The 14,721-nt window shown below is 45.0% G+C and carries 18 protein-coding genes; 10 read left to right on the forward strand and 8 right to left on the reverse strand.

What is annotated here, in order from left to right; all coding sequences use genetic code 11:
- The 5 genes from BMX02_RS03805 to BMX02_RS03825 are packed head-to-tail and all read left to right on the forward strand — an operon-like array spanning position 1 to position 3,879.
- Positions 1 to 810 carry an ATP-binding cassette domain-containing protein gene (locus BMX02_RS03805; protein ID WP_091689315.1) on the forward strand — a complete coding sequence of 270 codons (810 nt, stop codon included), beginning with the start codon at positions 1 to 3 and terminating at the stop codon, positions 808 to 810.
- Positions 795 to 1,619 (forward strand): ATP-binding cassette domain-containing protein, encoded by an 825-nt coding sequence (locus tag BMX02_RS03810; RefSeq protein WP_167879238.1) that lies wholly within the window; start codon positions 795 to 797, stop codon positions 1,617 to 1,619. Before BMX02_RS03805 ends, BMX02_RS03810 begins: the two co-directional genes overlap by 16 nt.
- Entirely contained in the window at positions 1,619 to 2,389 is a 771-nt protein-coding gene (locus BMX02_RS03815) for an energy-coupling factor transporter transmembrane component T family protein (RefSeq protein ID WP_091689317.1), read from the forward strand. Before BMX02_RS03810 ends, BMX02_RS03815 begins: the two co-directional genes overlap by 1 nt.
- Before the next feature lie 18 nt (positions 2,390 to 2,407).
- On the forward strand, positions 2,408 to 2,764 hold the full coding sequence (locus BMX02_RS03820; protein ID WP_091689319.1) for an ArsR/SmtB family transcription factor: 357 nt from the start codon (positions 2,408 to 2,410) through the stop codon (positions 2,762 to 2,764).
- On the forward strand, positions 2,761 to 3,879 hold the full coding sequence (locus BMX02_RS03825) for an SO_0444 family Cu/Zn efflux transporter (RefSeq protein ID WP_091689321.1): 1,119 nt from the start codon (positions 2,761 to 2,763) through the stop codon (positions 3,877 to 3,879). Before BMX02_RS03820 ends, BMX02_RS03825 begins: the two co-directional genes overlap by 4 nt.
- A gap of 19 nt (positions 3,880 to 3,898) precedes the next feature.
- Here the strand turns inward: BMX02_RS03825 and BMX02_RS03830 are convergent, their stop codons facing one another.
- Positions 3,899 to 4,132, reverse strand: a complete 234-nt coding sequence (locus tag BMX02_RS03830; protein ID WP_091689323.1) for a hypothetical protein — start codon at positions 4,130 to 4,132, stop codon at positions 3,899 to 3,901.
- Positions 4,133 to 4,666: 534 nt separating this feature from the next.
- Here BMX02_RS03830 and BMX02_RS03835 point away from each other — a divergent pair.
- Both BMX02_RS03835 and BMX02_RS11790 read left to right on the forward strand, forming a co-directional pair.
- Positions 4,667 to 6,598: a hydantoinase/oxoprolinase family protein gene (locus tag BMX02_RS03835; RefSeq protein ID WP_091689325.1), complete on the forward strand. Its 1,932-nt coding sequence runs from the start codon at positions 4,667 to 4,669 to the stop codon at positions 6,596 to 6,598.
- Positions 6,599 to 6,766: 168 nt separating this feature from the next.
- Positions 6,767 to 6,913 carry a hypothetical protein gene (locus BMX02_RS11790; protein WP_167879239.1) on the forward strand — a complete coding sequence of 49 codons (147 nt, stop codon included), beginning with the start codon at positions 6,767 to 6,769 and terminating at the stop codon, positions 6,911 to 6,913.
- A gap of 58 nt (positions 6,914 to 6,971) precedes the next feature.
- Here BMX02_RS11790 and BMX02_RS03840 read toward each other — a convergent pair whose 3' ends face one another.
- Positions 6,972 to 7,154: a hypothetical protein gene (locus BMX02_RS03840; protein ID WP_091689327.1), complete on the reverse strand. Its 183-nt coding sequence runs from the start codon at positions 7,152 to 7,154 to the stop codon at positions 6,972 to 6,974.
- A gap of 167 nt (positions 7,155 to 7,321) precedes the next feature.
- Between BMX02_RS03840 and BMX02_RS03845 the strand changes: the two genes are divergently transcribed.
- The gene (locus BMX02_RS03845) at positions 7,322 to 8,461 is read left to right on the forward strand and encodes a class II fructose-bisphosphate aldolase (protein ID WP_091689329.1); all 1,140 of its coding nucleotides are present in this window, start codon (positions 7,322 to 7,324) and stop codon (positions 8,459 to 8,461) included.
- Positions 8,462 to 8,498: 37 nt separating this feature from the next.
- On the opposite strand, the gene BMX02_RS03850 is transcribed toward BMX02_RS03845, so the two are convergent.
- Entirely contained in the window at positions 8,499 to 9,056 is a 558-nt protein-coding gene (locus BMX02_RS03850) for a YdeI/OmpD-associated family protein (protein WP_167879240.1), read from the reverse strand.
- Positions 9,057 to 9,232: 176 nt separating this feature from the next.
- On the opposite strand from BMX02_RS03850, the gene BMX02_RS03855 reads away from it, so the two are divergent.
- Positions 9,233 to 10,024 (forward strand): hypothetical protein, encoded by a 792-nt coding sequence (locus tag BMX02_RS03855; RefSeq protein ID WP_091689333.1) that lies wholly within the window; start codon positions 9,233 to 9,235, stop codon positions 10,022 to 10,024.
- A 4-nt stretch (positions 10,025 to 10,028) separates the two neighbouring features.
- Positions 10,029 to 10,343, forward strand: coding sequence for an LptM family lipoprotein (locus BMX02_RS03860; RefSeq protein WP_091689335.1), 315 nt, complete (start codon positions 10,029 to 10,031; stop codon positions 10,341 to 10,343).
- A gap of 68 nt (positions 10,344 to 10,411) precedes the next feature.
- On the opposite strand, the gene BMX02_RS03865 is transcribed toward BMX02_RS03860, so the two are convergent.
- From BMX02_RS03865 to BMX02_RS03885, 5 genes are all read right to left on the reverse strand, one after another.
- Entirely contained in the window at positions 10,412 to 11,575 is a 1,164-nt protein-coding gene (locus BMX02_RS03865) for an ABC transporter permease (protein WP_167879241.1), read from the reverse strand.
- A complete protein-coding gene (locus BMX02_RS03870) occupies positions 11,562 to 12,275 on the reverse strand; it encodes an ABC transporter ATP-binding protein (protein WP_280176504.1) in 714 nt (237 codons plus the stop codon). The genes BMX02_RS03865 and BMX02_RS03870 overlap by 14 nt, the downstream gene beginning before the upstream one ends.
- A complete protein-coding gene (locus BMX02_RS03875; protein WP_244624810.1) occupies positions 12,259 to 13,533 on the reverse strand; it encodes a COG1361 S-layer family protein in 1,275 nt (424 codons plus the stop codon). The genes BMX02_RS03870 and BMX02_RS03875 overlap by 17 nt, the downstream gene beginning before the upstream one ends.
- A 1-nt stretch (position 13,534) precedes the next feature.
- Positions 13,535 to 14,158, reverse strand: a complete 624-nt coding sequence (locus BMX02_RS03880; protein ID WP_091689337.1) for a YIP1 family protein — start codon at positions 14,156 to 14,158, stop codon at positions 13,535 to 13,537.
- 64 nt (positions 14,159 to 14,222) lie between these two features.
- A complete protein-coding gene (locus BMX02_RS03885) occupies positions 14,223 to 14,540 on the reverse strand; it encodes a DUF167 domain-containing protein (RefSeq protein ID WP_091689339.1) in 318 nt (105 codons plus the stop codon).
- Positions 14,541 to 14,721: the final 181 nt, after the last annotated feature.

A 14,721-nucleotide genomic window follows, 5' to 3' on the forward strand; every position in this document is an offset into this window, starting at 1 on the left:
ATGATAAGGTTCGAAGGAGTAAGCTACAGCTATCCGGATGATCGCCAGGTGCTCAACGGGATAGACCTCCAGATAGAAAAGGGAACGTTCACTACGATAATAGGTGACAATGGTAGTGGAAAGTCTACCCTTGTCCGTCACATGAACGGGCTTCTTACACCTTCAGATGGCACTGTTTCAGTATGCGGAATGGGGACGTTCGATCCTGAAAACCTTTGGGAGATCCGCCAGATGGTCGGAATGGTATTCCAGGACCCTCATTCCCAGGCTGTGGGCGCTACTGTGGAAGAAGATGTTGCTTTTGGTCCGGAGAACCTGGCACTTAAGCGTGAAGAGGTCCGTATCCGTGTATCTGATTCTATCCTTGATGTAGGTCTTGAAGGATTCGAAGAACACCTGTTGATGAACCTCAGTGGCGGACAGTTGCAAAAGACAGCACTTGCCGGTGTACTGGCCATGAAAGCTGAATATCTTGTGTTCGATGAGGTCACATCAATGCTGGACCAGGATTCCCGGTCCCAGGTACTGGAAATCGTACTGAAGCTTAACAGGATGGGAAAGACCATTGTCTATGTGACCCATCACATGGAAGAGGTTCTTGCATCAGATCGTGTCATTGTGATGGAGGGTGGGTCTGTTGCCATTGATGGGTCTCCGGCGGATGTCTTCCGTGAACTTTACAATTCCGGACACCGCATCCCTCCGCTCATGGAACTTGTGTTCAGGCTTCAGGATTCCGGAATACTGGATAGGGGTGTGCTGCCTGTAAATGCCAATTCTCTAATGGAGGGGCTATGTCAATCGATGTGAAGGGCCTGTGCTTTTCTTACGGAAAAGGAAAAAATGAGGTTCAGGTCCTCAAAGATATCACATTTTCCATTGATAGTAACGAGTCCGTGGGGATCGTCGGCAAGGTTGGATGCGGTAAAACCACGTTGATAAAGCATCTAAATGGTCTCCTTATGCCGGATTCCGGAAATGTTACTGTTGATGGTTTGCCTTCTTCTAAAAAAGAAGTGTGTAAAAAAGTAGGTATTCTCTTCCAGCACCCTTCAAAGCAACTATTCTGCAGTACTGTCTTTGAAGATATTGCATATGGTCCGACGAATTTCGGGGTCCGTGGGGATGAACTTGATAGTTGTGTTCATGAAGCGATAAGGGAGGTCGGTCTTGCTGAGGAAATACTTGAAAGATCACCTTTCACTCTGAGTGGTGGTGAGATGCGCCTTGTCGCTCTTGCAGGTGTCTTATCCTCATTTCCGGATTATATTGTTCTGGACGAGCCTACTTCAGGCTTAAGCAGCAGTGGGAAAGCTAATCTATTCAGGATACTGGACTCTCTGAAAAATAATGGTGTCGGAATTGTACTTGTGTCCCATCAACTGGAAGACGTGCTTGATGTTGTGGACAGGCTGATCTATCTGGACAATGGAAAAATTGCATTTGAAGGAACACCTTCGGAATATCTTGCATCAATGCCTTCGCCGGTCCCACAGGTAACAGAACTGATGAGGGGATTGAAGAGGTCCGGTATTGACGTAAAGGATGATATATTTTCCGTGGATCACGCATTTGAGGAGATCTATGCTGCCTGGTCAGAAAAAAAGGGTGTCCTCTGATGGCAGAACCACTTTTTTCCTATGTGAGGGGAAACTCTTTTCTTCACAACATGGACCCACGGGTGAAGATAATTTCTGTGATGTGTCTGAGCATTCTGATATTCAATATTTCCGTGCTGTCACATCTGCTTGTTCTGGCAGTTCTTTTTGGGATGCTAACAAACATTGCAGGCGTGAGCATATCCGTAGCTATACGATCCCTTCGTCCAATGGTTATATTCTTTTGTTTCATTTTTCTTATCCATCTGTTCTTCACAGATGGAAGTCCGATCTTTTCTCTTCCTTTTTCACCAACATACGAAGGCCTTGAAAAGGGAACAGTTGTCACCGGTCGTTTCGTCCTGTTGATCCTTTTTGGTTCCTTACTAACTTCCACCACAAGACCGGCTTTGATAACCAGTGGGATCGAGCACTTGCTTCGTCCTCTTCCCTTAGGGAAATTAGGGACTACGTCCTTTGAAGTAGCGACAATGATGTCATTGGCAATTCATTTTGTTCCACATCTGCTGTGGTATGTGAGGCAGATCAAGGATGCCCAGATGTCCCGCGGCTTGAAGTACGGGCATCATCCCATATCCGGGATGCTGTCCCTGGCAATTCCTGCTTTAAGAGGGTCCATGCGTATGGCTGATGATGTTGCACTTTCGATGGAGTCCCGTTGTTATCAGGGAAATTATCGCACGTCACTCTTTGAGATGAAAATGGCAGCATCTGACCGTTTTGTCTGTATCTTCGTAGTTCTTGGCACAGCGCTAATAATATATGCATGAGCACATGTTCATGTATTCATGGAAAGTGGCCATATATGTGAGCGGGTAGATAAGGAAGCTATCAGCTCTCTTGCATCCAACCTGCCTGAAGAAGATGCAATAGTGAGGATATCCAATATCTTCCATGCACTTCAATCGGGACCGCGCCTGAAGATCATGTATCTTCTTCTGGAAAAAGAGATGTTCGTATGTGAGCTTGAATTCGCTCTTGGAATGAGCCAGTCAGCGATATCACATAATCTTCGCACCCTTCGCCAGCTTGACCTTGTCAGGACCAAAAAGAAGGGCCGTTTTGTTGTCTATTCAGTTGCTGATGAGCACGTGAAAATGCTCCTTGAGCTGTCCCGCAAGCATGTCATGAGGTGTGCATTATGAGCTTTGCTGATTCTGTTGCAGAAGCATTCTCAGGTATACTGGTCGAGTCATGGCATATCTTTGCAGAAGCTGCTCCCTACCTGTTGCTGGGTTTTGGTATAGCGGGTCTTTTGCATGTTTTCGTTCCGGATGATAAAGTAATGCAATATCTGGGCAGTTCTGCAGGAAAGTTCAGGTCTGTTCTCAACGCATCCATTTTAGGGGTGCCTCTGCCACTATGCTCCTGCGGGGTCGTGCCTGCTGCACTATCTCTCAAAAAAAGAGGTGCTACAAAAGGTGCAACCCTGTCATTCCTTATCTCGACCCCCCAGACCGGGGTGGATTCCATCGCTATAACCTATGCCCTTCTTGATCCTATAATGACCGTCTTCAGGCCGGTGGCAACATTTGCTACTGCTGTTGTCGCGGGCGTGACCGAGAATATACTGGACTTTTCAAATGAAGGTCCGGGTACGGTGTCGAAAAGAGCAGTACCTTTAACAGTGCTTCCAATGACCTCCACTATGCCAGATGCCTGTGGCTGCAGTTCATGTGGTAGCCATGAAATAGAGGGCGAAAACGTTGTGCAGAAAGTGAGGTCTGGCATAAAGTACGCTTACATTGAATTACTTGGAGATATTGGTTTCTGGCTTATTGTCGGGGTCGTAATTGCAGGTATTATCTCTTATTTCGTACCAGCGAACATGGTGGGCAGCTATCTTGGTGGTGGAATTGGATCCATGTTGCTTGCTCTTGTTGTGGGAATACCACTTTACATCTGTGCAACTGCTTCCACTCCACTTGCAGCGGTTCTTATCTTAAAAGGGATGAGTCCCGGTGCTGCATTCGTATTCCTGCTTGCAGGACCTGCTACTAACGCAGCCACTATCACTATGGTCTTGAAATTCCTTGGTAAAAGGACCACTGTAGTTTATCTTGCATCGATAGCACTGTGTGCAGTTATCAGTGGGCTTGTTCTCGATCAGATATACTCAAAGCTCGGTATCGATGCTCTTTCAATAGCAGGAAGTGCCAGTGAGATCATGCCGGAAGAAGTGAAGAACGTTTTTGCGGTATTGCTGCTACCTTTGTTAGTATACGGCATGTACTGCAGAAAAGGGTGTGTTGAGAAGTAATGCTATGTTGTTATCTGTTTCAATGGTTCTGATTGTGCCTGTGATCAGATAACATGGTTCGCATACGCTCTTTGAAAGCGTCGATGATAACATCACCTATTTCTTCATTGTCGAGCATCATACGGTTATTGAGCATTGTGTGATCATCGACAGCATCCTCTTTTTCTTCAGATATTGGTATAGCAACTATTTTCCCGAAACTTTCAGGATACTTTATCTCGTTGTTTTTCCATGAAAAATCATCTTTTTTCATTCGAGTCACTTCCCACTCATGGCTTGACGATATATTCTCATGTTTAACTATCTAGTTATTGCTATATATATATCACGAATAATCATTAATATATTTTGATATTCATTCTTATAGTTATCTTATTGAGAAATTCTCCATAATTGTCTATATATTCCGAATGTATTAAATCAGGAGCAGGGCTCACAAATTCCCTGGTCGTTTTCAATTTCAAGACCCTTGAAATTACAAAATTGAGAATGGATGAATGACTGAATGGATGATCCTAATATATTAAAATTTGAAGATAACAATTTGGATCCTCGTGTTCTTTCTAATTCCAATCCGATCTGTTATTCTTATATATGGAAAGTTTCAATCAATTCTTGCCTTTTTTTCTTATTATTTATATTACGAACGTGGCTACTGGCATTGTTTTCAGAAGTTAACGGCGATAAATAAATACGATATCTTTATGTATAGGTTCCCTTTTTAATCGATTAGTTAAAGGCCATTATTCAATTTGTTCATTTCATAAGATAAAGGAGTTGTTTTTGGATGAAATACAGTCTTGGTATAGACGCAGGTGGAACTTACACAGACGCTGTACTTCTGAGGGATTCGGATGAGGTTATCATTGCTTCGAACAAAGCGCTTACAACATATCCTGATCCACTGGAGGGCATAAGGAATGCGATCGATGGGATCGATCAGGAATATCTCAAGGACGTGAAGGTCGTATCCGTTTCAACCACACTTTCCACTAATAGTATTCTGGAAGGTACGGGTTTTCCTGTAGGTCTGATCCTTGTTGGAAACTATGAAATAAATAAGGATCTGCCAACTGAACATTTTGTTCAGGTAACGGGTGGTCACAATTATAATGGGATAGAGACAGCACCTCTGGATGAGGAGGCTGTAAGGGTTTTTGCAGCAGGGATCAAAGACCGTGTTGCAGCATTTGCGGTTTCTTCTTATTTCAGTATTCGTAATCATGACCATGAACTGAGGGTAAAAGAGATCGTCAAGGAAGCTACCGGGCTTCCTGTTGTATGTGCTCATGAGCTTTCACAGGACCTTGGAGCTTTCGAAAGGGCAGTTACTGCATTCTTTAATGCCCAGCTTATTCCTATCACTGAGAATTTCATGTCTACTGTGGAACAGTATATTGTTTCCAAAGGTGTGGATGCAAATGTTTTCATGCTCAAATGTGATGGTTCTGTCATTGGTATCAGAAGTGCTCTTGAAAAGCCGATCGAGTCTATCTTCTCAGGTCCTGCGGGCAGTCTGGTAGGTGCATCTTTCCTGACCGGTAATGATACCTGTGCTGTGATCGATGTAGGTGGAACGAGTACTGATATTTCTGTCATAAATGACGGTGTTCCGGACATGAGTGAGTCAGGTGCTGTTGTAGGCGGCTGGAAGACAAGGGTCAAAGCCATCAAGATGGAGACCTCTGCAATGGGAGGGGACAGTGATGTATGGGTCAAGGACAATCACGTCAACATCGGGCCAAGAAGGGTGATCCCACTTTGTCGTGCCGCAGATATTTACCCCGGATTCCTCGATCAGCTTCAGACGAACCCAATGCCTTCTAAAGGATTGATAGGTAAGAATTTCCAGCCAACCAAGTTTTTCATCAGGACCGGATACGACCCGATCGACATAACCGACATGGAAAAAGAGGTACTTGGCGCAATATCCGAAACCCCTACATCATTAAGGGAGATCAAGTATCGTCTGAAAAAGTATCCTTCAGCCAAACATATCGATCTTCTACTTCAGAAACGCCTGATACAGACCATCGGTTTCACACCCACGGACGCCCTGCACGTGCTTGGTGATTATGAAGAGCACACTGTCGAGGCAGCGCAAATAGGCGCAAAGTACCTCGGTTCTCTGTGCAAGAGGGATGCTCAGGAGTTTGCTGCTTTTGTAAAACAGGAATTTGCCAAGAACATGGCATCTGATCTCATGTCCTTCTTCCTGGAGGGTATACCCAAGAACGAGATCCGTAAGATCTTTGACATCGAGTCCCCGACAAAGTTCAAGGTAGAGATGCCGGTAGTCCTGATAGGCGGTCCTGTGGTGGCATATCTTGAAAACCTCAAAGAAATACTTGATGCAGATATAGTGGTCCCTGAATTCTCGAATGTTGGCAATGCAGCAGGTGCGCTGGCAGCAAAAGGTATCCGCAGGGTGGATTTCCTTGTCAGGCCTGTTTCAATGGCAGCACCGGATTGGGAATTCTATGTTTTCTCTGAGAAAGGACGAATGAATTTCTATGAGTATGAAGAAGCACTTGAATATGCCACGACAACAGGAAAGGAAATGATCATACAGTATATGGCCGATGCAGGTCTGGACCCCGAACATGTAAAGGTCGACGTGGAGAAGGAAGAGATAATTCCTGATGGCTGGGACCACCCACTTGAGACAAGAATACGTGTGATGGGTGTTGGTGCCAGTCTTGTGGAAGAGGAGTGCTAAAAAAGGCAAAATTTCTCATTTTTCTTCCCATTTTTGTCTTTTCTTTTTTCTATTTTTCTTAGTTTTCGTCAAATGGTTTAATTTTCCACTCTCTTATAAAAATTAAAATAGCTGTAAGTTCAATTTTGATATGGTAATTTCTTCTGTGCAGTGTGGGGTGTATGCTGGATGAAAGTGTGTTACGAGAAAAATAAAGATGACAGGATCACCTGTTCAACAGTAGAGCTGATCTCTATACTGGCATGTGTGATGCTGGGTATGTTGATCTATGAAGTTGTAATAGTCAGGCTGCTTCAGACTATCTCTGGTTCCTGAATATTACAAAAATGTCCTTTGAAGAAGGTATGCTATATCAAAAAGAGCAGAGCTTAGTTTATTCTGTAGTTTCCTCAATGTTCATTTTGTTCCTTTCATAATTGACTATTCTGCGAACTACCAGTTTTTTCTTTCCCATCCACATGTTCGGTTCTTCCGGGTAGTTATCTTTTGCGTAGTTGTAAATTTCATCAGTTGTCATATTTGAAAGTTTATTTTCCAGTTCTAGGAGATGTTTCATTGGCTTAGCCCCCTTATTTTATCTTAAACTCATTGGATGTTGTGTATTTATTATTTTTGGTGTTTTCATTTCATATCTGGGTGCTTACATTTTCGAATAGAAATGATTATGAATTGAAACGTCTATTAAGTATCAAAAATAGCTGAAAGAAATTTGAAGGTAACAATATGACCAATAATAATTTTGAGCCAATACCAAGTTCATTAATGTTTAAGAGCCTGCTTGACAAGGACACTATCATAATGACCGCTAATCCGAGGATAGCACTTGTCATGAACGGCATCATGCGTGCTGCTAAGGACATGGATGCACCGCTCATCTTCGAGCTGGCAAGGTCCGAGTGTAATCTAGAAGGCGGATATTCCGGATTGAAACCATCTGACCTTTCAAGGATGGCAAGAGAATCAGCAAAGGAAGTCGGTTTTGATATGTGGGCTTTGCATGCTGATCACATAGGCATCAAGAAAGGGACTGATGAGGACATTGAGTCTACAAAGGCCCTTGTTAGCGGGCAGATAGATGCAGGATTCACATCCTTTGCCATTGACGCATCCCACCTGTTCAATTTTCAGGGCGGCAACCTGCGCGAAGAGCTTGCTGACAACATCGATGCCACTACAAAGATCGGTCTTCACATCAAGGAGAATATGGGGACTAAGGAATACGGTCTTGAGGTTGAGGTCGGTGAGATCGGCAGGGAAGATGATCATGGAAGGGTGCTTACAAGTCCTGAAGAGGCAGTCACCTTCATCAAGGCATTGAACGAGAACGGTGTCTTCCCTCACTTTTTGGCCATAGCCAACGGAAGTGCACATGGCAACACCTATGATTCAAACGGAAATCTCGTTGAACAGGTATCCATCGATATCGACCAGACAGTTGCAGTGGCAAAGGCATTGAAGGACAACGAGCTGGATGTGAGGATCGCACAGCACGGTATTACGGGTACGCCACGTGATCTGATCCACAACCAGTTCCCTCATGGCGATATCGTCAAAGGAAATGTGGCAACTTTCTACCAGAATATCGTCTGGGACATATTCAAGGTCTACGAACCTGAACTCTTCAACGATATCAGGAACTGGACGATCTCCACATACAAAGAGAAAGCTCCGGGCAAGGGCGACAACGAGATATTCGGCAAGTTCAGCAAGTTTGCAGTCAAGCAGTTCTTTGACAGGATATATTCTGTTGGTGATGACACAAAAGCTGCTATTGATGCAATGTGCTATGCTGAGACCCTTATGTTCATAAAGGCATTCAAAGGTCAGGGTACAGCCCAGATCGTCAGGGAATCAATTAACTAAGTTCTATATTTGCCGGGATGTGACCAGTGATATTTGGTCACATCATCCCGGGCTTTTTATTTTCACGTGCTCTTTCTACAACGCTGGCTATTCTTCTGATCCGGGTCTCTTCACGTTTAGCATCAAGTACCCATTCGATGTATGATCTTCTGTAACCCGGAGCAAAGGCTGAAAAGTTCTTCCATGCCTGCTCATCAGCCTTTAGAGCTGCTTTCATATCTGCCGGGATGTCAGTTGTCTTTGTCTTTGGCTGCGATGGTCTTTCATTGAGTGCATTGCCAAGCTTCTGCAACCCGTTCTCTGTCATTTTGCCCAGTTCTATCATTTTCCGTGCCCGTTGCTTGTTCGTTTCCGACCATTGACTCCTCTCAGTGCGGGGAGTGTATCTCTGGGCATATCTTTCTTCATCGATCCTGCGAACAAGGGTGTCTATCCAGCCAAAACAGATCGCTTCTTCAACTGCATCATCATATGGGAGTACGGGCTTGCCTGTGTGCTTCTTGTAGTGGACAAGCCAGATCTCCTTTTCAGTTAAATGATGCTTTTCCAGCCATTTTCTCCATTCTTCCCGGGTTTCTACATGCATTGTGTTCATTAGCATTATTTTTGTTAGAAGTCTCTTATATCATTTGTCGCGATGTCAGTTCCTTATCAATTACCTGTCATTTCTTTTGATCTCATTTCGATGGGGTATTTTCTACAAGTTCGTCCGGAAAACTCCAAAATGGTTATATTGCTGATGATGGCATCTCTAATGCGGGAGGCAGGATCATGAAACTGAAAAAAGTATCTTTTATTGCATTGCTTGTGCTGACTATGCTCTTATTGCAGCCAATAGCTGTAAGTGCATTGTCATCAAGTGATGCAAAACAGGCGTGGCATGACGCAAAACAGGCAAGTATCGAAGCCCAGGCTGAGCACAGGGATGCAAAGATCGACTGGGCAGCAGACAAGACCGATGAAAATAATCAGAAGGTCATCGATACCGGAAAAGATGCATTGAATGCTGCACTTGATGAAGTGGAAGCATGGCTGATATGGAAGGACCTTGAAGTAGAAGAGAATCCTGGCATTCCGGATGATCTGAAAGAGACCATCCAGGAAGATGTCGATGTCAATCTTGTGAAGATCGATGAGCTAAGGGTGGAAGTCGATGGTGTGGAAAACAGGTTCGAGCTGGGCGTTGTTTTCCTGAAAATGATCGGAAGCTATTTTGAGCTTGTATCCGATGTTGCAAGGAACAGTGGTTTTGTTTGGATCCATACAGCAAATGAACATGCAGATACTCTTGAGGAGTATGAAGTAAAGCTGCGCGGAGTGGCTGAGGGCATGGAAGACAACGAATTGGTCCTTGAAAAACTCGACATGGCAAAGGCCGAGATCGAGGATGCAAGAGCAAATATCAGCAACGCCGAGGAAGAATACGAGCAGGTACGTGTTCCCGGAAAGCCATTGATCAAGTTCTCCAATGGGAACAACTATCTCCGGATCTCCAGGGGCAATATGCTCTCTGCACATGGATACCTGAACGAGGCTTATGGTCTGATCGTCAGGGGAGAATGATAAAATGAAGCGAATGATATTTGCGATCTTAATTATAGCTACAATGTTGCTTGTTAGTGGCTGTGCTCAGAATGGTGATGTCGCTGAAGAAGAAATGGACGATGTCGTGATAGTGGATACGGCAGACGTATCAGGGGATTTTGATGACAACGGAGTTGAAAATGTGGTAGACGGTCCGGCAGAAGCAATCCCTGAGGACGAGGATACATCAACAGAACCTGATAATACCACCCCGATCTCACAGGAAGACCTCGACAGATTAAAGGAAGAACTTGAAGGACTCGAGTTCGAAGACATGGGTGGACTTTCTGAGGAATGACCACCTTTTCTTCATTTTTGGATATTTCTTGTTTTCAATAAAACATATTCTGCTGTTTTACTACGTTCTCACTCATAACGCAATGCGTCAAGAGGTCTCATATTCGATGCCTTCCATGCAGGGTACATCCCGCCAATAAGGCTCGTAGCAACACCGAACAGTATCCCTTCAAATATGTAGATCAGGGTTGCCAGTGAGAACAGGTATGATGTATTCTTTACTACCAGTGAAAGTATAAGGTAGCCTGCTCCGATGGTGAACAAACCTCCGATAAGACTTGCAACAACTCCCAGAAGCAGGGCTTCCAGAAGGAACATTGTGAGTACATCCTTCCGCGAGGCACCGACTGCTTTCATCACACCGATCTCTTTGGTGCGTTCCATTGTGGACATGAGCATGACGTTCAATATGCTGACCCCTGCTACCAGCAGAGAGATCGAACCGATCCCCATGAGGAAAAGGGAAATGGACTTGAAGGCTTCATTGATGCTTTCGAGGATGATATTGGTTGCGAAAACGGTTATTACCTCTTCTTTCTTGTTCAGGAGCTTCTCAATATCTTCTTTTATGTCGTCCACCTTGTCAAGTTCCTCTGCCCGGACGATGGCGAAATCATATTCATCCCCCTCGCCAGGGTACATCTTCTCATACATCTGTGCCGATGTGAACACGCCTGTGTCTGCATCGATATCGAATCCCATCCCGCGCTCTTTCAGGATCCCTACTACCCTGAGCCTTGAATCTCCTATCTCGATCTTGCTTCCAACCCTCAGTTCAAGGTTGTCAGCAATGGAGGATCCGATCACACAATCGGTTGAGCCGGATTTGAAGAACTGCCCGTCTTCCACCTCTGCCAGCTTTTCCAGATCCTCTCGTTCGATGCTATAGATGGACCCAAAGGTATAGCTATTCTTGTATTCGACCCGGTCCCCTGTCGAATAGGCAGGAATTATGGCATCTATGCCGTCTACCTTTTTCATCTGCTGGATCTGCTTTTCTGTCACGCCGTCCTCTCCGGGTGCAGGATATATGAGAAGTTTATCCCCTATGTCCCCGAATGAATCGGTGACCGACATTTTCAGGCTGTTCCCAAGGATCCCCATGGATGAGATGGCAATGACCCCGATGATTATACCTATGGCTGCAAGGACCGTTCGGAAGGTCTGCCGCTTGAGATTTCTCTTTGCAAGCTGCAGGTACATGTTGCTCTGGATATCTTCAATAGATATCATTGGAGACCTCCCCGTCCATTAGGACGATGGTCTTATTGGAATATTCAGTAAGTTTCTGGTCGTGGGTGACAACTATCAAAGTTGTACCCTCTTCATTTAGCCGGACCAGCAGTTCCATGATGCTCTTTCCGGTCTTTGAATCAAGGTTTCCGGTAGGCTCATCTGCAAGAAGGATCGGAGGTTCATTTGCAAGGGCACGGGCGATGGCAACTCTCTGTTGCTGTCCTCCTGATAGCTCGTTCGGGCGATGATATGCATATTCGGCCTCAAGTTTTGCCTGTTCCAGTGTGCGCATGGCCCGTTCCTTTCGCAGATTTTGTGGGACCCTGCTGAATATCATGGGGATCTCTACATTCTCAATTGCAGTCAGTGTGGGTATAAGGTTGAACTGCTGGAAAATGAATCCGATATTGTCCCTGCGGATCGTTGTAAGCTTGTCATCATCGAGTTTAGTTATATCCGTTCCATTGATCTTCACTTTACCTGATGTGGGCGTGTCAAGGCAGCCTACCATATTGAGAAGGGTGGACTTTCCTGAACCGGATGCTCCCATTATCGTGACAAAATCTCCTCTCTCAATGGATATGCTGACCCCATTGAGTGCATGTATCTCACTTGCTCCGAGGGTATAGGTTTTCCTGACATTCTGTAATTGGACTATCGGATCGGACATAGGTTCCTCATCAGTCTTCGACTTCATCAGCTTCGGCATCATCTAATTCTTCTTCATCCAGATCTTCAGGTTCTTCCACTTCTGCTGTCTTCCTGTTCTTCCAGCTATAGACGATAACTCCGGCAATTGCTATGGTTATGATCGCGATGATCCCCCACATCCATATGGGTGTTTCCTTATCCCCGCCTTCCGGTACTGAAGTACTTTCAAGGTCAATATAGCCTGTCACAGATGAATATACGTTGTCAGTGTCACGGAATTCAATAAGGATGGGTATCTCTTTGATGTCAGAGGACAGGACGCGTGCAGATAGTTCGAAACTGCTGAAATCATCTGCCTCAAGTGTGCCTACAAAGTAGTTCGCATAAGGCTGCATGGGGGTGATGTCTTCGGATTCGGTAACAGACACCAGTACGTTCTTTGCATCAGTCGTGCCGAAATTATTGATATCGCCAATAAATGAATACCTGTTCCCGATCTTTGTCACTTCAATGCTCGTGAATATCAGTGATGGCTGGCCTACTACGTTTATCTCCGTCTCCTCTTTTTCGGAAACATGGTAGTTATCGCCGTTGAAAAATGAGGCAGTGAACGAGATGTTCTTCGTTCCGCTTGAAGATGCCATGGTGTTGAGCGTTATCTCCACTGTGGTCTTATCGCTTGCAGGTATGGTTCCCACGAAGATCTCTGCAGGATTGAAAGAGACATTCTCTCCTTCGGGTTTGATTATGACATTGTTGACATCATTTGGCCGTGTATTGATGATGTCCAGTTCTATCGTTGAGATCTCGTTCATCACCGTTGTTGGCATTGTTGCCATTATAAGCCTTAAGTTCCTGTCATCGATCTTGACCGGGATGTTGTAGTTGAGATCGTACATGTCGCTGCCACCCACAAGTTCCATGTTAAGGAAATGGACCCCATCCTCTGCGTTTTCCTTTGCACGTATGTTGAATGCCAGTTTGATGGTATCCCGCGGTCCCAGCAGGCCGATGTCAGTGTATTCATTGTTGAGGATATCGATATCATTGTTACCGCCAAGCGTTATACTGGCAATGTAAGCGTTCATATCGAACGTCTTGTCATCCTCCTGGACATACACTTCTCCTCCTGCCATATTCTCTATGGATATGGTGATGGTGCCGGTATCCCCGGGCATGAGGACTGCAGGCTCCATGGAATAGTCTACGACCACGGTTGGCCTGATATCTGTATCCGCTGCTGCAGGGGCTGTAAGTGCCAGGAGCAGCACCAGTGTTATGCTTATGATGGCCTTTAGTGTCACTTTATGCACCTATGAACTTGCTTGCAGTGTATAATATGTAAAGTCCTACAGGCACCAGTATGGATATCGCTGCGTTCTTCACGCTCAGGCGTCTTGCATGGACAAGTCCGAATATCCAGATGTTAGCACTCCATAGTGTGAAAAGGATCCCGACTATCACTGACATCTTCATTGTAGGATCATTAAGCATTGCCTGTTCCAGAAGTTCCGGGTTCTGCATGTCGAAGTTCTCAAATGAGAATGATGTTGCCATTACGATGATGCCTATGATGCCGCTTGCAATGGATGGGATGAATCCGTAGGCAACAACTTCGAGTACGCGCTTGAACGTTCCTTCTCCGCCAAGGATGGATGAGATCGCATAGAATACTCCTGAATAGATCACCCACATGATGATCGCACCGATAAATGCACCGATTCCTCCTGCAATTGCCCCTATGCTTGCAAATGCTGCTGCTTCAGGGGGCAGTATCTCCATGATTTTCTGCGTCACTATTACAGCGTTTATCGCGCCGAGAACTGCAATGAGAAGTACGATCAGGAGCGGGGTTTTCATTTCCACTTCGGTCTTCATCTTCTCTTCAAAAAAGCCGTTTGGGTTTGTAAGAACTTGAATTAGTGTCATTCTTATTTATGTACGGGGCATTGTATATATTTGTAATGGTTTCGTTTTTTCGACAGGGTCCGTGTTATATATTCAAAGCTTCTCTTAGCATCCTGACTGCTTTACCATAATCAAGACCGTCTATCTCAATTGTCTTTTTTGTACTTCTTGCACCTGACCTTATACTGACACGGGAAGTATTTACTGTAAAGAAGTCTGCAAGGCTTTCTATAAGTTCATCGTTGGCCTTACCTTTTTGTGCAGCGGATCTGAGCTTTATCTCTATGCGCTCTCGCCACTGGTTGTAACCTCCGGGGAAACTGACTTTTTTTGAGCCCGGTGTCACTTCCAGATCGATGGTTATGCCATCTCCTTTATCCATTAGCGCATTTTCAAAAGACATGTCTGTGACCTTTATTTGATATGATTGAGAAGATGTCGATAATGCTGTAGCCCGGCCCACTAACTCCGAAAGATCATCCTATTGGGATCCCCGCTGTCCCTTCCGGTTTCCCTCGTGTCAGGCGTATGTCGCATTATCGTCTGTGCCGCATTGAGGTTGTCTGTACATTCACTGAAAGGCT

This window comes from Methanococcoides vulcani (assembly GCF_900111645.1).
Lineage (GTDB): Archaea > Halobacteriota > Methanosarcinia > Methanosarcinales > Methanosarcinaceae > Methanococcoides > Methanococcoides vulcani.